15 protein-coding genes are annotated in these 16,890 nt (G+C 64.1%); 5 read left to right on the forward strand and 10 right to left on the reverse strand.

Annotation, left to right across the window (positions count from 1 at the left end):
* Positions 1–6: 6 nt before the first annotated feature.
* The 3 genes from QEN71_RS38775 to QEN71_RS38785 form a co-directional block, all read right to left on the reverse strand.
* Positions 7–1,755 carry a solute:sodium symporter family transporter gene (locus QEN71_RS38775; protein WP_201649684.1) on the reverse strand — a complete coding sequence of 583 codons (1,749 nt, stop codon included), beginning with the start codon at positions 1,753–1,755 and terminating at the stop codon, positions 7–9.
* Between the two features lie 137 nt (positions 1,756–1,892).
* Positions 1,893–3,359 (reverse strand): NAD-dependent succinate-semialdehyde dehydrogenase, encoded by a 1,467-nt coding sequence (locus tag QEN71_RS38780; protein WP_201649683.1) that lies wholly within the window; start codon positions 3,357–3,359, stop codon positions 1,893–1,895.
* Between the two features lie 23 nt (positions 3,360–3,382).
* Positions 3,383–4,285, reverse strand: coding sequence for an SMP-30/gluconolactonase/LRE family protein (locus QEN71_RS38785; protein ID WP_201649682.1), 903 nt, complete (start codon positions 4,283–4,285; stop codon positions 3,383–3,385).
* 178 nt (positions 4,286–4,463) lie between these two features.
* Here QEN71_RS38785 and QEN71_RS38790 point away from each other — a divergent pair, with 178 nt between their 5' ends.
* The gene (locus QEN71_RS38790) at positions 4,464–5,531 is read left to right on the forward strand and encodes a LacI family DNA-binding transcriptional regulator (protein WP_201649681.1); all 1,068 of its coding nucleotides are present in this window, start codon (positions 4,464–4,466) and stop codon (positions 5,529–5,531) included.
* On the opposite strand, the gene QEN71_RS38795 is transcribed toward QEN71_RS38790, so the two are convergent.
* Complete coding sequence (locus QEN71_RS38795) at positions 5,519–5,764, reverse strand: hypothetical protein (protein WP_201649680.1); 246 nt, start codon at positions 5,762–5,764, stop codon at positions 5,519–5,521. The genes QEN71_RS38790 and QEN71_RS38795 overlap by 13 nt on opposite strands.
* A 449-nt stretch (positions 5,765–6,213) precedes the next feature.
* On the opposite strand from QEN71_RS38795, the gene QEN71_RS38800 reads away from it, so the two are divergent.
* Positions 6,214–8,634: a membrane-bound PQQ-dependent dehydrogenase, glucose/quinate/shikimate family gene (locus QEN71_RS38800; RefSeq protein WP_201649679.1), complete on the forward strand. Its 2,421-nt coding sequence runs from the start codon at positions 6,214–6,216 to the stop codon at positions 8,632–8,634.
* Positions 8,635–8,731: 97 nt separating this feature from the next.
* A complete protein-coding gene (locus QEN71_RS38805; protein WP_201649678.1) occupies positions 8,732–9,751 on the forward strand; it encodes a porin in 1,020 nt (339 codons plus the stop codon).
* On the opposite strand, the gene QEN71_RS38810 is transcribed toward QEN71_RS38805, so the two are convergent.
* The gene (locus QEN71_RS38810) at positions 9,748–10,194 is read right to left on the reverse strand and encodes a type II 3-dehydroquinate dehydratase (protein ID WP_201649677.1); all 447 of its coding nucleotides are present in this window, start codon (positions 10,192–10,194) and stop codon (positions 9,748–9,750) included. The two genes, QEN71_RS38805 and QEN71_RS38810, sit on opposite strands and share 4 nt — an antisense overlap.
* Before the next feature lie 16 nt (positions 10,195–10,210).
* On the reverse strand, positions 10,211–11,578 hold the full coding sequence (locus QEN71_RS38815; protein WP_201649676.1) for an MFS transporter: 1,368 nt from the start codon (positions 11,576–11,578) through the stop codon (positions 10,211–10,213).
* Between the two features lie 210 nt (positions 11,579–11,788).
* On the opposite strand from QEN71_RS38815, the gene QEN71_RS38820 reads away from it, so the two are divergent.
* Positions 11,789–12,571 (forward strand): IclR family transcriptional regulator, encoded by a 783-nt coding sequence (locus QEN71_RS38820; protein ID WP_201649675.1) that lies wholly within the window; start codon positions 11,789–11,791, stop codon positions 12,569–12,571.
* 23 nt (positions 12,572–12,594) lie between these two features.
* Here QEN71_RS38820 and QEN71_RS38825 read toward each other — a convergent pair whose 3' ends face one another.
* Positions 12,595–13,425 carry an aldo/keto reductase gene (locus tag QEN71_RS38825; RefSeq protein ID WP_201649674.1) on the reverse strand — a complete coding sequence of 277 codons (831 nt, stop codon included), beginning with the start codon at positions 13,423–13,425 and terminating at the stop codon, positions 12,595–12,597.
* A 34-nt stretch (positions 13,426–13,459) separates the two neighbouring features.
* Positions 13,460–14,293: an amidohydrolase family protein gene (locus tag QEN71_RS38830; protein WP_201649673.1), complete on the reverse strand. Its 834-nt coding sequence runs from the start codon at positions 14,291–14,293 to the stop codon at positions 13,460–13,462.
* A gap of 118 nt (positions 14,294–14,411) precedes the next feature.
* On the opposite strand from QEN71_RS38830, the gene QEN71_RS38835 reads away from it, so the two are divergent.
* The gene (locus QEN71_RS38835) at positions 14,412–15,329 is read left to right on the forward strand and encodes a LysR family transcriptional regulator (RefSeq protein ID WP_201649672.1); all 918 of its coding nucleotides are present in this window, start codon (positions 14,412–14,414) and stop codon (positions 15,327–15,329) included.
* Here QEN71_RS38835 and QEN71_RS38840 read toward each other — a convergent pair.
* Positions 15,326–16,069 (reverse strand): SDR family oxidoreductase, encoded by a 744-nt coding sequence (locus QEN71_RS38840; protein WP_201649671.1) that lies wholly within the window; start codon positions 16,067–16,069, stop codon positions 15,326–15,328. The genes QEN71_RS38835 and QEN71_RS38840 overlap by 4 nt on opposite strands.
* 358 nt (positions 16,070–16,427) lie before the next feature.
* Entirely contained in the window at positions 16,428–16,886 is a 459-nt protein-coding gene (locus tag QEN71_RS38845; protein ID WP_201649670.1) for a carboxymuconolactone decarboxylase family protein, read from the reverse strand.
* Between the last annotated feature and the right edge of the window lie 4 nt (positions 16,887–16,890).

A 16,890-nucleotide genomic window follows, 5' to 3' on the forward strand; every position in this document is an offset into this window, starting at 1 on the left:
TTTCGTTCAGTGTCCGTTCGATTCGCTCGGCGACTGGTTCCACGCCAGCGCGCGCCCGCCCGCCGATGCACGTCGACGGAACAGCGCGACCAGTCCGATCGCCACACACCACGTCAGCACCATCAGGACTTCGTACTGGGTCGTCACGCCGCCATGCCGCGCGACACCGATCGGCGACAGCGTCAGGTAGATGCTCACCAGCATCGCGAGCAGGAACACGCTCATCGTGCTGGCATGACGCCACGGCGTGAGATCGCCCGTTTGACGCAGCTGCGGCTCGTAGACCTTCGCGCGTTGGTGGCGCATGCCGAGCACCACCATCAGCGTGACTTCGCACACGAACAGAATGCCCATGATGTGGATGAAGTTGATGCCGAGCAGCTTGTCGACCTGGAACACGAGAATGCCGAGCGTGTAGACGATCACATGCAGCAGCAACACCATCTTCGCGGGGAACGCGCCGATCTTCTTGCTGAAGAAGCCCACCAGCACGACGGCGATGATGGGGATGTTGTAGAAGCCGGTGAAGCGGCGCATCACCGTGTAGATGCCGTCCGGCGCGTACATCAGCAGCGGCGCGACGAGCAGCGACACGACGGCGATCACGACGCTTGCCGTCTTGCCGACGCGGATCAGCTTTTCATCGCTCGCTTCGGGTTTCCACACGCGATAGAAGTCGAATGCGATCAGCGTCGCCGTGCTGTTGATCACGGCGTTGAAGTGGCTCATCACCGTGCCGAACAGCACTGCGATAAAGAAGCCTTTGGCCCACCACGGCAGCACGTCGGTGACGAGTTGCGGATACGCGAGGTCCGGACGGCCCAGCGGATGCTGCGCATACAGATGAAACGCGACCACGCCCGGCAGCATCATGACGAGCGGCACGAGCAGCTTCATCAGGCCCGACAGCAGCACGCCCTTCTGACCTTCCGCGAGGCTTTTCGCTGCGAACGTGCGCTGCACGATCGCCTGGTTCGTACACCAGTAGAACAGGTTCGCGAAGATCATCCCCGTGAACAGCGTGCCGAACGGCACCGAATCGTGCGGGCCGCCGATGGCGGAGAGTTTCTCGGGCGCTTGCGTCGCGATGGTGTGCACGCCCGCGAAGAAGTCGCCGTGACCGAGCGCGAACAGGCCGAGCACAGGCACCATCAGACCGGCGACCAGCAGGCCGACGCCGTTGATCGTGTCCGACACGGCGACCGCGCGCAGTCCGCCGAAAATCGCATACAGCGCGCCGATGATCCCCGACATCCACACGAGAATCGTGATCGTGCTCGCGTACGACGTGCCGAGCAGCGCCTGCACGCCGAACACCTGGTTGAACGTGATCGCGCCGAGATACAGACCCGACGGATTCGCGACCAGCATGTAGCCGATCACGAAGAACGCGCTGACCACGCGACGCGTCGTCGAATCGAAACGCTCTTCGAGGAATTGCGGCAAGGTCGAAAAGCCGCCACGGAGATAGCGCGGCAGGAAGAACATCGCGAGCGCGACGGTCGCCACAGCAGCCGTGCATTCCCACGCCATCGCCGACAGGTTGTGCGCGTAGGCGTCGCCGTTCAGACCCACCATCTGCTCGGCCGAAAGATTGGTCAGCATCATCGAGCCGGCGATGAACCAGCCTGTGAGTCCGCCGCTCGCCATGAAGTAGCCGCGCGCGCCGTGATCCTTCGCGCGCCGCGTGAACAGGTACGACACGAAGCCGACCAGCGCGGTAAAAAACGCAAAACTCAGTATGGTGAAAATCATTGTCTCCTCATCCCTTTGAGGTTGTTTTCGGGCTTCGTGTGGGCGATCACCCGGCAACCGGACGCTATTTTCGCAGCGCTGCGATTTCTGTGCGAGCGTTAAAGCGCGTCCGGTGCCTTACGAAATCCGCCGGGCGCTTACGCCACTTGCATGCACAGGTACTTCATTTCCAGATATTCGTCGATGCCGTATTTTGAACCCTCGCGTCCGACGCCCGACTGCTTCACGCCGCCGAACGGCGCTTCCGCCGTCGAGATCAATCCGGTGTTGATGCCGACCATGCCGAACTCCAGTGCTTCCGCCACACGCCAGACGCGTGCCATGTCGCGCGTGTAGAAGTAGCTGGCGAGACCGAACTCGGTGTCGTTGGCGAGCGCGATCACGTCCTGCTCGTCGGTGAAGCGCATGACGGGCGCGACGGGGCCGAAGATTTCTTCGCGCGCGACGCGCATCGACGGTGTGACGTTCGTCAGCACGGTCGGCGCGTAGTGGCGCGGCGTGCTGTCGTCGTTGAGCGCGAGCGCTTCGCCGCCGCACAGCACTTTCGCGCCTTGCGCGCGGGCGTCCGTCACGAGTTCGCTCACCTTGGCCAGCGCGCGGCCGTCGATCAGCGGGCCGATCTGCGTCGACGGCTCGCGTCCGTCGCCGCAACGCAGCGCCTGCACGCGCGTCGCGAGCTTGTCGACGAACGCTTCGTAGATGCCGGCCTGCACGTAGAAACGGTTTGCGCACACGCAGGTTTGACCGGCGTTACGGTACTTCGAGATCAGCGCGCCTTCGATGGCCGCGTCGAGGTCGGCATCGTCGAACACGATGAACGGCGCATTGCCGCCGAGTTCCAGCGACAACTTCTGGATATGCCGAGCGCCCTGCTCCATCAGCCGCGCGCCGATGCCCGTCGAGCCGGTGAACGACAGCTTGCGCACGACAGGATTGCCCGTGAGTTCTTCGGCGATCGGCTGCGGATCGCCCGTCACGACGTTCAGCACGCCCGCCGGGATGCCCGCGCGTTCGGCCAGCACGGCGAGCGCCAGCGCCGAGAACGGCGTCTGCGATGCAGGCTTGAGCACCATCGTGCAGCCTGCCGCGAGCGCCGGGCCTGCCTTGCGCGTGATCATCGCGGCCGGGAAGTTCCACGGCGTGATCGCCGCGCACACGCCGACGGGCTGACGGATCGTCACGAGCCGGCGGTCGTTTGCAGGCGTCGCGATCACATCGCCGTCGACACGCCGCGCTTCCTCCGCGAACCATTCGATGAAGCTCGCGGCAAACGCGATCTCGGCTTTCGCTTCTGCGAGCGGCTTGCCTTGTTCGGCCGTCATCAGCAGCGCGAGATCGTCCTGATGTTCGAGCATCAGGTCGTGCCATTTGCGCAGCAACGCGGCGCGCGCTTTGGCCGTCAACGCGCGCCACGCGGGCAGCGCCGCTTCCGCTGCGGCGATGGCTTCGCGCGTTTCGACGGCTGTCATCGACGGCACGCTGGCGATCAGCGCGCCCGTCGCGGGATCGGTGACGTCGAAGGTGCGGCCGTCGCGCGCCGCGCGCCACTCGCCGCCGATCAGGCATTGCGTGCGCAGCAGGGAAGAGTCTTTCAGATCAGGCATGTCAGGGTCCGTCGAGAGTGAATTCATGCGGATTTGGACGCAGATGCGCGCCAGCGTGGTTCGGGCAACCCCGGCACGTCCGTGCGCATCGCAAACAGGCCGCCCGCCAGCGGCTCGCGTTCGAGTTCGTCGGCGCTGCGGCCCGCGCGCGCCGACGTGATGTACAGCGTGCGCAGATCGTCGCCGCCGAACGCGCACATCGTCGGGCAGCGCACGGGCACGGGATACACGGCATCGACGGAACCGTCCGGCGCGAAGCGGACCACGCGCCCGCCTTCGTAGAACGCGCTCCAGTAGTAGCCTTCGGCGTCGATGGCCGCGCCGTCCGGGCGGCCGCGATCGTCTGCCGTCGGCTGGATTCGCGCCCATACTTCGGCGTCACCGCATGCGCCCGTCGCGAGGTCGTACGCGCGGCGGTAGATCGTGAAGTTGGGCGTGTCGGAGTGATAGAGCCAACGATTGTCCGGACTGAACGCGAGGCCATTCGACGTCAGCAGGCCCGCGCTCAGCGCTTGCAGTTCGCCGTCCGCGAACCGGTAGAGATGCGCATTGCCGCCCGCCTTCGGTTCGTCGATCGTGCCCGCGAAAAAACGGCCTGACGCATCGCATCGGCCATCGTTGAAGCGGCTCGTGCGAACGTCTTCCGGGTTGGCGGCGAGTTGCCGGACGGGACGCGCGGCTTCGTCGAGCAACCAGACGCCCGAGCGCAAGCCCGCGATAAAGCCGCCTTCTTCAGCGAGCGAAAAGCAGCCGATGTGCTCCGGCAGCGCAAATGCCTTGTCGATGCCCGTCGCGGGATCGAAGCGATGCAGCGCCGGTTCGAGAATATCGACCCAGTACAGCACGCGCTCACGCTCGTCCCAGCGAGGACATTCGCCGAGTTGGGCACGGGCGTCGAGGACGCAGCGGAGATCGGAAGAAGACATGTCAATCCAGGCTGTTTAGGTCGCAACGCTAAAATCGCAGCGCTGCGAAATAATAGCGCTACGATTTCTTCGAGCGATACCAGGGTTAGTGCGGAGAAGATGACTCGTTGCGCTGCGGCAATTACAATATAAGCTTCGCGCCGAACCCGGCGCCTGCCCTTTTCACCGCTTGCAGCCCATGTCTCAGACAGCCAAGGCACCGCGCTCCCGGCGCAGCACCAACCGCGTCACGATGGATGACGTCGCCGCCCGCGCACGCGTGTCCGCCAGTTCTGTTTCGCTGTTTCTGCGCAATCCCGAGGCCGTGTCGCCACGCATCGCGCCGCGCATCAAGCAGGCCATCGACGTGCTCGGCTACGTGCCCAATCTGCTGGCGGGCAGTCTCGCCGCCGCACGCACGCGCGCCATCGGCGTCGTCGTGCCGTCGCTCGGCAATGCGTTCTTTTCGGCGACGGTCGCTGCGATGCAGAAAGAGTTCGACCGCCACGGCTATCAGCTTTTGCTCGGCGCAACGGAATATCAGCCGGGCCGCGAAGCCGATCTCGTGCGCACGTTCCTGTCATGGTCGCCGACTGCGCTCGTCGTCACCGGCTGCCGTCACGACGACGAAACGCGCGCGCTGTTGCGCTCGGCGCGCGCGCCCGTCGCGGAGATGTGGGAACTCGGCGAACAGCCGTTCGATCTGCAGGTCGGTTTTTCGCACCACGCAGCGGGCGAAGCCGTCGCGCGGCACATGCTGGAGATCGGCGCGCGGCGCGTCGCGTTCATCGGCGCGCGGATGGACAGCGACGTGCGGGCGCGGCAACGCTGCGAGGGCTTCGCTCGTACGATGCTGAAAGCGGGTATCGAGGTGCATGTCGAGGACGCGCCCGGCGACGCGTCGCCGAAAGCAGGCGCGCACGCATTGGCCGACATCCTGCAACGCATGCCGGAGATCGACGCGATCGCCTGTTCGAACGATGTCATCGCGCTAGGCGTGCTGTTCGAAGCACAGCGGCGCGGCATCGCGGTTCCGCAACAGCTGCGTGTCGCCGGTTTCGGCGACCTGCCGTTCAGCGAAGAATGCGTGCCGCCGCTGACGACCGTTCAACCGCGCGCCACGGAAATCGGCCTGCGTATCGCGCAGGAACTGATGGAGCGCGCCGAATTGCCTGAAGCCGACAAGGAACCGCGCATCGTCGATGTCGGCTTCGAGCTGGTCGTGCGGGCAAGCACGCTCAGCGCCAATACACGTCAGGACGCGTAATCGGATGCGGTGAGCGGCGACGTCTGCACGTTCGGACGCGCCTCGCGCGCAAAGATCCTTCGACATGCCGCGCGATTCTGCGGCGTGCCCGTCGCGAACGTAACGGAATCGCACTGCGCCGCGCTCCCATTCATTCGATGATTGGCGGAATTGCCGTTGGATTGCAGCGTGCCCGCGTTCGCGGTGCCGCACAGCAGCATCAAGGTCAACGTAACTGGCTTCAGAATATTCATCGCTTTTCGCGCCCAAACCCTCGTCGCACGAGGCGTAACGCGCCTTCTCACTTCGGTGCTTGAAGTCTAGCAGCGGGGTATGCGAGCGTCACAGAAGGGGCGCTGCAAAAGACTCTTGAAGAAACTGGAAGGATGCGTCGCGTGGAGCGTGTGCAGTCGACGCTGCGGCATCGGCGTGTTTTGCGTTAAAATGTACGAACTGGTTAGTTTGTTGCAAATGCCTGTGTAACTTACCGGGCATTTGCTCACTCCGAATTCGTCGCGCCCAGCCATCGCCCGGCGCGCATGCCCGAACGCACCGATCCGGCGTTCAACGCGGCAACCACCTGACGGGAACGCTACTCAAGCCGCCCCATCGCGCGTCAATCACACGATCTGGTGCACGCGTGCGCGCAGTCCCCGTCGACTGTGCGCCTGTGCCCTCTTTTGCGTATCCATGAAGACAAGCAATGTCCAAGCAACCTGAAACCAAGCCCATATCGACGGCCGCGCGCGTCGGCCTGACACTCGCCGGCGCAATCGGCCTGCTGCTCGGCCTGTATTTCGCGATCGGCGGCGCGCTGCTCGTCGCTCGCGGCGGCACGTGGTACTACCTGCTGATGGGTCTCGCCGTCTGCGCGACGGGCATCCAGCTCGCGCGCCGCAAAGCCTCGGCATGTGCGATCTTCGCGCTCGTGATCGTCGCGACCATGCTGTGGGCCGTCTGGGAAAGCGGTTTCGATTTCTGGCCGCTGCAGGCGCGCATCTTCATGTTCACGATGATCGGCATGCTGCTCGCGCCCGTTTATCCGATGCTGCGCGGCTTCGAGGGCAAGCGCCCGGCGAAGGGCGCCGCGTGGACAGCGGGTCTCGTGCTGCTCGCGTGCAATGCGCTGTTCGTGTACGGCATGTTCATTCCGCACGGCACGTTCGGCACGGAATCGTCTGTGGCGAGCGCGCAGCATGACAGCGGTTCGGGCGACTGGACCGCATACGGACACTCGGCGGGCGGCGACCGCTTCGCAGGCGCGACGCAGATCGATCGCGGCAACGTGAAGAACCTGCAGGTCGCGTGGACCTACCACACGGGCGACGTGCCGCTCAGCCCGACGGGCGGCGGATCGGAAGATCAGGAAACGCCGCTGCAGATCGGCGATACGCTGTTCGTGTGCTCGCCGCACAACACGGTGATCGCGCTCGACGCCGCGAACGGCCACGAAAAGTGGCGTCACGAATTCCCGACGAAGACAACGGTGTGGGTGCGCTGCCGCGGCCTCGCCTACTTCGATGCAACGAAGCCGGTTCAGCAGCCGAGCGTCACCGGTTCGACGCCCGTCACCCCCGTCGCGCTCGCAGACGAACATGCCGCGTGCCGTCGCCGGATCTTCATGAACACGATCGACGCGAAGCTCGTCGCGCTCGATGCCGACACGGGCAAGCTCTGCACCGACTTCGGCGATCAGGGCGTGATCGATCTGAAGGCGGGGCTCGGCAGCGCGGCGAGCCCGTTGTACGAACTGACGTCGCCGCCGACCGTCGCGGGCACGACCGTCGTGACGGGCGGCCGCGTTGCGGACAACGTAACGCTCGATATGCCCGGCGGCGTGATTCGCGGCTTCGATGTGATGACGGGCGCGATGAAGTGGGCGTTCGATCCGGGCAATCCGCAGGACAAGCAGGCGCCCGCACCCGGCAAGACCTTCGTGCGCTCGACGCCGAACGTGTGGGCGCCGATGTCGTACGACGCGACGTCGAACACGGTGTACATGCCCGTCGGCAGCGCGGCGATCGATCTGTGGGGCGTAAAGCGCACGCAACTCGACGAGAAGTACGGAGCGTCGATTCTCGCGCTCGACGCAACGACAGGCGAGGAGAAGTGGCACTTCCAGACAGTCCATCACGATCTGTGGGACTACGACGTGCCGATGCAACCGACGCTCGTCGATTTCCCCGTCGACGGCAAGAACGTACCCGCGCTGATCGTCGGCACGAAGATGGGCCAACTGTTCGTGCTCGATCGTCTGACGGGCAAGCCGCTGACGAAGGTGGTCGAACAGCCCGTGAAATCCGCGACGATTCCGGGCGAGCCGTATGCGAAGACGCAGCCGCTGTCGGTCGGCATGCCGCAGATCGGCGCGGAAGTGCTGAAGGGCGCGGACATGTGGGGCATGACGCCCATCGACCAGATGATGTGCCGCATCGTCTTCCACGGCATGCGCTATGACGGCCTGTTCACAGCGCCGGATACCGACACGTCGTTGAGCTTCCCGGGCTCGCTCGGCGGCATGAACTGGGGCGGTCTCTCGTACGACCCGAACTCGCAGATGATCTTCGCGAACGATATGCGTCTCGGTCTGTGGGTCCATCTCGTCAAGGAAGAGAAACGCGGCGGCACGTCGAACGGCAATGAAGCGGTGAACGCAGGCATGGGCGCGGTGCCGCTCGGCGGCACGCCCTATTCGGTGACGAAGGACCGCTTCTTCTCGCCGCTCGGCATTCCGTGCCAGAAGCCGCCGTTCGGCAGCCTGACGGCCATCGACCTGAAGACGCGCAGCATCGCGTGGCAAGTGCCGCTCGGCACAGTGCGCGACACGCGTCTGTGGGGCGTGCAGATGCACATGCCGACGCCGATCGGCATGCCGACCATCGGCGGCTCGCTCAGCACGGGCGGTGGCCTCGTGTTCTTCGCGGCGACCCAGGACTACTACCTGCGCGCGTTCGACAGCTCGACGGGCAAGGAAGTCTGGAAGGCGCGGCTGCCCGTCGGCAGTCAGGGCACGCCGATGAGCTATGTGCTCAACGGCAAGCAGTACATCGTGATCTCGGCGGGCGGCGCACGCCAGTCGCCGGATCGCGGCGATTACGTGATCGCCTACGCGCTGCCGCAATAACGCAGGCAGCGGGAAGCTGGAGCGCGCCTGGCTGTGCGCGCTTCAGTTTCATCAGCTTGAGCTTTACGTCGGCGGCAAGCTTCTCTCTTCTTCCCTCATGAAACGTTCTCTACTCGCGTCCGTCGCGCTAGTGACAGTCGCGTTCGCCACGCGCGCGCACGCGCAATCGTCCGTCACGCTCTATGGCGCACTCGACACCAGCATCGAAATCACGAATCCCGGCGCAGGCTACGTCGCGCGCATGGATTCGGGCGCGTATCGCGGCTCGCGCGTCGGCGTGCGTGGCGCGGAAGATATCGGCAACGGCGTGAAGATTCTGTTCGATCTGGAGAACGGCTTCAGTTCGGGCAACGGCTCGCTGGCTGTCGCGAATACGATCTTCAATCGTCAGGCGTGGGTCGGTGCCGGCACGCCGTATGGCACGGTGCGCATCGGCCGTCAGTACTCGCCGATCTACATTCCGTTCAAAGGACAACTCGACGCGTTCGGCGCAGGCACGATCGCTTCGGGGCTCAACAATCTGTCGAAGATCACGCCGTACGCGAGCAATGCGATCACGTATCTCTCGCCGGAATTCCACGGCTTTTCGACGACCGTCATGGCAATGCTGCGCGATCCCGCCGATGACGACGGCAACGGCCTCGCCGGGCACATCGAAACCTTCGCGTGGCGCAACGGCCCGTTTCGCGTGTCGTACGCGCATCAGCAGACGCATGGCGACGGCGCGTTACGGGCGAACCTCGGCGGCGTGTCGTATGTATATGGACCGGTGACGGGCTTCGTGTCGTTCTTCAATGGCGACGGCGGCACGCCGCGTTATCACAACGACGGCGTATCGGTATCGGCGCGCTATGCAGTCAACGCGCGGTTTCGTGCGTCCATCGGTTACGCGTATCTGCGCGATCGCTCCGGCGGCGACGACAACGCCGACCAGTTCAGCGCGGCTTGCGAATACGATCTGTCGAAGCGTGTGCTGCTCTATGCGAGCGCTGGCTGGTTGCGAAATCGCGGTGAAGGTGAATTCACGCTTAAAGGCGTGAACGTGACGGGCCTCGCACCGTCGTGGCCGGGTGCGTCGGTGCGAGGCGTGCAGTTGGGGATGATCGACCGGTTCTAGTGCTGTTGCGTTATGCAGTTCGCAACCGCCCGCATCGCCAGCAGATACCCATCCACGCCCAATCCACAAATCACACCGCGCGCCGCCAGTGAAATCAGCGAATGACGATACTGCTCGTCGCGCTGATGAATGTTGGTGATGTGCACTTCGATCACCGGCTGACGAATCAGCTTCACGGCATCCAGCACGGGAATCGACCCGAACGAAAAACCCGCGGGATTGATGATCACAGCCGCGTCCGCTTCGAACGCTTCCTGCAACCAGTCGACCATCACGCCTTCATGATTCGTCTGGCGGAACTCGCAGCGCAGCCCGAGTTCTTCCGCGAGCGCTTCCGTTCTTTCCTTGACCTGCGCGAGCGTCGTCGTGCCGTACAGATGAGGCTCGCGCTTGCCGAGCATGTTGAGGTTCGAGCCGTTCAGCACATACACCAGTGGTTTCATCTTCTTAGCCTGCATTTCAATGAGAATGGGATTGCATCGAGCCGTGCGACGAAGCGCCCATGACTTCCGCTTTCGAATCTGCGCGGTTCATGTCGATGCCGAGCGTTTCGGGCGCGCTCAGAATCGCGATCAGCGAGATTACGTTGAATGCCACGCATACCGCCACGACGCCCCACGGCGAGCCGTTGCACACGGCGAAGAGCCACACGGCGAGCACGGGCATCGGACCGCCGGCGACGAGATTGGCGCCCGTATAGGCAAGCGCGGAGCCTGAATAACGCACGTTCGTCGGGAATGCTTCGGCGAACGCGACCGGCTGAATGCCGCTCTGAAATTGCGTGAAACCGAGAAAGAAGCCCATCGCGAGCAGCATCGGCATGAAGCTCTTCGTATCGAGAATCTGGAAGTAGAAAAACAGCGCGAGCAGCGTCATGCACGAGCCCAGCGCGAGCGCCTTGCGTCGGCCGATGCGGTCGCTCAGCATGCCGCCCGCCAGCGCGCCGACGATCGCGCAGACGTTCGCGCCCATCAGCAGCAGAAAGCCGGTTTGCTTCGGCACGCCGAGCGTCTTCGTCACGTAGCTCAGCGAGAACACGACGATCAGATAAAAGATCGCCGCCGGGCCGCAGAAAAACAGCATCCAGCGCAGCACCGTGCGCCAGTGCAGACGCAGCGCATCGCGCAGCGGACTGCCGACGTCGACGACTTCCGTCTTGCGCAGCGCTTCGAATGCGGGCGTTTCGCTGACGCGCAGCCGGATATAAACGCCGACGATCACGAGAATGAAGCTCAGCACGAACGGAATGCGCCACCCGTAGCTGTCGAACGATTCCGCCGACATCGTCGAAGACAGCGCGAGCAACACGCCGTTCGCCATGATCTGACTGAGCGGCGAACACAGCCCGAGCAGCCCCGAGTACTTGCCGCGACGGTCGGCGCTCGCGTGTTCGATCGCCATGAGCTGCGCGCCCGTCGACTCGCCGCCCAGCGCGAAGCCCTGCAAAATACGCAGCAAAACGAGCAGCATCGGCGCCCATACGCCGATGCTCGCGTAAGTCGGCAGCAGGCCCATCAGCATCGACGAGAGGCCCATCACGGAGACGGTCGCCAGCATCAGGTTACGTCGGCCGAGCTTGTCGCCCAGGTGTCCGCAGATGATCGCGCCGAGCGGCCGCGCCGCAAGTCCGACGCCGAATGTTGCGAGCGACGCCAGCAAGGCCGACGTCGCGTCCATCGCGGGAAAGAACAGCTTGGGCAGCACGGTCGCGGCGAGCGCGCCGTACAGCGTGAAGTCGAACCATTCGAGCGCGGTGCCGATGGCCGCGGCCGTCACGGCGCGGGTGCGCATCGCCTGCTGCGCGGGTTGATGCAGTCGATCGTTCATCGTGTCTCCTCTCCAAACCTTTGTTGTCTCGACGACGCGATGCGAAATCGCTGCGCCGCTCTCTTAGTCCTTCGCGTCGCTGCGTTTCGCATCGCGTCGCGAGATGTTGCACAGATTAACAGCGCGGGTGGGACGTCATTCCAGGGTGGAATTTCATCCCGTATCGTGCAATGATCGCGCGGTGTCGAAGCCCACAAGGAGACTCCCGCGATGCCCGGCGTGACCGAACGGACCCTGGCCGTCCTCGAATTTCTGGCGACGCAGATGGAAGGCACGCCACTCGCGCTGATCTCGGATCAACTGGAGATTCCGCGCAGCGCGTGTCATCGGCTGCTCGTCGATCTGAAGCAATGCGGGTATGTGCGGCAGTTGCGCGAGCACGGCGATTACGTGCTCACGACAAAGCTGGTCGGCCTCGGCCTCAGCTATCTGGCGACATCGGGCATCGTCGATATCGCGCAGACCATCCTGGACCGGCTGGCGGAAAAATCGGGCGAACTGGTACGGCTCGCCATCGTCGACGGCGACCGGCTGACGTGGGTCGCGAAGTCGCAAGGCGCGCTGAAGGGCCTGCGCTACGATCCCGACATGGGCATGGACACGATCCTGTCGTGCAGCGCGACGGGACACGCGTGGATGATGACGATGACGGACGAGCGCGCGCTCGAACTCGTCACGCGTCAAGGCTTCGGATCGCCGAAGCAATATGGGCCGAAGGCGCCCACCACGATCAACGATCTGCTGAAGTTCGTTCACGCCGCGCGCGAACGCGGCTACGCGACGATCAACGAAGTCTTTGCGCCGGGCATGACGGCGATGGCCGCGCCCGTGCAGCGGCGCGGCTATGCGGCCATCGGCGTGATCAGCGTGGCCGGCCCGCTCGTGCGGCTCACGGAAAAACGGATGGAATCGCTCGGCTCCACGCTGGTTGCCGCCGCCAACGAACTGGCGGCCGCGAGCCTCGCGTCGCCGCTATTCGGACGCGTGCGCTAGCGACGCGGCTCTCTTTGCGTCCGTTATGCCGCGTCGTCCCATTGCGGCGCGAACGCCGGGTTCACGAGACGCTCGTTTTTCGGCAGCGCGGCAATCGTCGCGCGATCTTCGTCGTCGAGCCGCACATCGAGCGATTCGAGGTTCGACGTCTGATTCGATTTGCCCGCCGCCTTCGGCACGGCCGCGACACCCGGTTGTTCGAGCAGCCACGCGAGCGCGATCTGCGTCGGCAACACGCCGTGCTTGCGGGCAATCGCGACGATCTCCGGAATCTCCGAAACGCGGTTGCGCGCGAGCGGGCTATAGGCCGTCAGCGCCATCTCGTGTTGCCGCACGAAATCGAGCAGCTTCTGCTGGCCGAGCGTCACGTGATACTCGACCTGAATGGCGGCAAGCGGCGCGCCGATCGTTTCGACGGCTTCGCGCAGCAGCGCCAGCGGAAAATTCGCTACACCGATCGCGCGCGCGAGTCCGCGTTCTTTCAGATCGGCGATCACATCGAGCGTGCGGCGCAGGTTCATGTCGGGCGTCGGCCAGTGGATCAGGAACAGATCGACGTATTCGCTGCGCAGATCGCGCAGCGAGCGTTCGAACGATGCGCGCAGCGCCTGCGGTTCAAGCTGGTCCCACCAGACCTTGCTCGTCACGTGGATCTGTTCGCGCGGCACGGACGTCGCGGCGAGTGCGGCACCGACGGCGTCTTCGTTCTGATAACCCGCGGCCGTGTCGATATGACGATAACCGAGTTCGAGAGCCTGCAAAACGGCGCGCGTGCAGTCTTCACCGACCATCGGCCAGGTGCCGAGGCCGAGCTTCGGCATGTTCAGGCCGTGTCGATTGACGATGTGTTCCAAGCGTTGTTTCTCCCTTGTGAATATGGATGCAGGTTCATTCGACAGCGAAGCCGAACAGCCGTCGCGGCGTGTCCCATTGAATCTCACGTCTCGTTGCAGCGTCGGGCACGATCTGCTCGAACAGCGTCAGCAAGGGCCCATAGTCGAGCCGCTCCGGCGCGCGCAGAAACGGCCAGTCGGAACCCCACACGCAGCGTTGCGGACCGAATGCGCGCAGCAACGCATGCGCATAGGACCAAGCGTCTTCATACGGATGCGTCTGACGCGAGTACTTTTGCCAGCCCGACAGCTTGACGCTCGCACGCCCGCTGTCGGCGAGCCGAAGCAGCGCCTGAAAGCCGGGTTGATCGACGCCCGCTTCGATATCAGGCCGCCCACCATGATCGATCACGAGTTGCGCCTCCTGCTTTGCAAGCCACGGCTCGAGCGCAACCATCTGATCGCCGCAAACCTGAACCTGCGCAATCATCCCCAGATCCGCCAGCGACGCAAAGAGCGCGCCTGCTTCGAGCACGAGATCGACGCCCTCCATCGCCGGATTGAACGCGACGCCCGCCACGCCCGCGCGATGCAGCGCTTCGAGCTCGCTTCGCGCGATGTCGTTATCGACTACCGCAATACCGCGAAAGCGCCCTTCGTACGTTTCGAGCGCATCGAGCAGACAGCGGTTGTCCGTGCGATAACCGCTCGTCGGTCCGACGAGCAGCGCATGCCGTACGCCATACGCGTCCATCACGCGAACGAACTGCGCGACCGTGCCTATCTCCTGCTGCGCGGGACGGTACATCGTGTCGTCGCGGTAGGGAAAGCGGACGGGATCGAAGATATGGCAGTGGCAGTCGATCTTGTCTTCGTCGAATACGCTCATCGGATGTTCCGTGTTCGGGGGCACGAAGAGTCTAACGGTTGGACGTTTTGCTGTCGTATGCCCCGTTTGCGCTACCCTATAACTTTTGGTTAATACCCGGCAAGGGACACAGAGAACCATGCGTTTCAAGCTGCGGCAAATGGAAGTGTTTCGCGCGGTCATGCTGACGGGCTCGATCAACGCGGCGGCGAAGATGCTGTACGTGTCGCAACCGGCTGTCAGCAAGCTCGTCGCGCACACGGAGACGACGCTCGGACTGCGGCTCTTCGAACGCGCCAAAGGCCGACTGATTCCGACGGCGGAAGCGCAGGCGCTGTTTCGCGAAGTCGAGCAGGTGTATCAATCGGCGTTGCGCGTCGATGAATTCGCGCGGGCGCTCGCGCTCGGTCCAGCGAGTCTGCTGCGCGTCGCGTGCAGTCCGTCGCTGGCGCCTGCTGTCGTCGCGCCCGCTATCGTCGAATTGAAGCGTCAGTTGCCGGGACTGAGCGTCGACTGGCACACGTCGCTGATGGCCGACATGCCGCTCGAAGTGCTCAGCAAGACCGTCGACGTCGCCGTGACCTCGCTGCCTATCGAGCACGAGCATCTCGAAGCCGTGCCGTTCATGCGCGGCCGCATGGTGTGCGCGTTGCCGCCCGATCATCCTCTCGCGCGCCGCGACCGCATCGCACTCGCAGACCTCAAACACGAACCGATGATCCTGTTCCGTCGCGACATCCCGTTCGGCACGATGATCGTCCGCGCTTGCCAGCAGGCCGATGTCGAACTGACTTCGGTGGTGGACGTGACGCGCGCCGATCAGGCGCTCGCGCTCGTGCGCGGCGGCCTCGGGCTTGCCATCGTCGACGAGTTCGCGACGCGCGGCGTCGACTGCATCGTACGTCCGCTCGTCGAGAACCTCGAAATGGTCTCGACGTTCGTCTATTCGAAGTTCTCGCCGCCCTCACGCAGCGCAACGGCATTGATGCAGGCCGTTTGCCGCCGCGCGGAGGAACTCGGCACGCGGATCGGCAGCATGCCCGACGTGACGCGCTAGCGGCGGCTCAACCACTCCTCCAGTCCGATGCGGCCGATCAGCGCATCGCCCAGCGGCACCAGCGATTTGTCTCCGACCAGGCCGCCGAAATAGCGTGCCTCGGGATCGCGCACGACCTCGCGCGGATCGCCGACCGCCTTCAGATAGCGGGCAATGATTTCATCGAACGGCGCGCGTTCCGGTCCCGCGATATCGACCATTCCGTTGCGCGGCGCAGCGAGCGCAGCGTCGGCGACGAAGCCGGCGACGTCGTCCGCGGCGATCGGCTGGAACAGGCCCGGCGACACTCTGACGATATTGCCGTCCGTGGTCGAGTCCGCGATGCCGCCGAGGAATTCGAGGAACTGCGTCGAGCGGACAATCGTGTACGGAACACCCGAAGCGACGATCAGTTTTTCCTGCGCGACCTTCGCGCGGAAGTAGCCGTTCTCCGGCGTGCGGTCCGTTCCGACGATGGACAGCGCGACATGATGCCGGACGCCCGCTTCCGCTTCCACGTCACGCAGATTGCGTGTGGAGGCTTCGAAGAATTCCAGCACGGCCTTGTCTTCGAACGACGGCGAATTGGACAGGTCGACCACCACGTCCGCGCCCGTCAGCCCTTCCTTGAGCCCTTCGCCCGTGATGGTGTTGACGCCGGTTCTCGGCGAGACGGCGGCCACGTCATGACCAGCCTGACGCAGAATGGCAGCGGTCTTCGAGCCGATCAGCCCCGTGCCGCCGATGATAACGATCTTCATGATTGACCCTCCATCGTCGATCGTTGGAGATTCCCCGGTACAGCCAGATGATGAGCGGGCGCTCATGGTCCGCCTGATGTCGAAGCGCGCCGCGGACGCCCGCAAGGACGCGTGCGCGGCTCGCTGCCTGGTGTCGAAAGGGAAATGGAACGCGGCAAAAACCGCGGGTGGCGTTCGAGGTGGCAAATGCACCCGAAGAAGCGTCGGAGGGCCGATAAGCCCGATGCGTACAAACGAAAACGCACCCTTGAACCATAGACCTTCTTCAGCAAAATGACATGCCGTTTTGAAAGGCGACCGTGTTGTATTTGTATTCGTTTCCGGTCGCCCTGCTGCCGCTGCGCATGCCGCGCATGCGTCATTCGATCGGCTTCGCGTCCACCGGTTGATGCATGCCAATCGCCATACGATTCCACGCGTTGATCGCAGCCACGGCCCACGTCAACTCGACGATTTCCGCGTCGGTAAAGTGCTCGCGCAGCGCTTCGAACTCGGCGTCGCGATCGACATGGCCATCGGCGAGACGCGTCATGGTTTCGGCCCATGCGAATGCGGCTTTTTCCCTTGCCGAGAAGAATTCCGTTTCGCGCCACGCGGAGAGCACGTTCAGACGCTGCCACGATTCGCCGCCCTTACGCAGTTCGCGCACATGCATGTCGAGACAGTAAGCGCAGCCGTTGATTTGCGACACACGCGTCTGAACCAGCTCGATCAACTGGCCGCCAAGCGACGACCCAGCCAGCGACTGGCTGACGGCATAAAGCGATTTGTACTGTGTGGGCGCGAGCGTGGTCCACGGCAGACGAGGTGCATTCATGATG

Source organism: Paraburkholderia sabiae (assembly GCF_030412785.1).
In the GTDB taxonomy this organism is placed as follows: Bacteria; Pseudomonadota; Gammaproteobacteria; order Burkholderiales; family Burkholderiaceae; genus Paraburkholderia; species Paraburkholderia sabiae.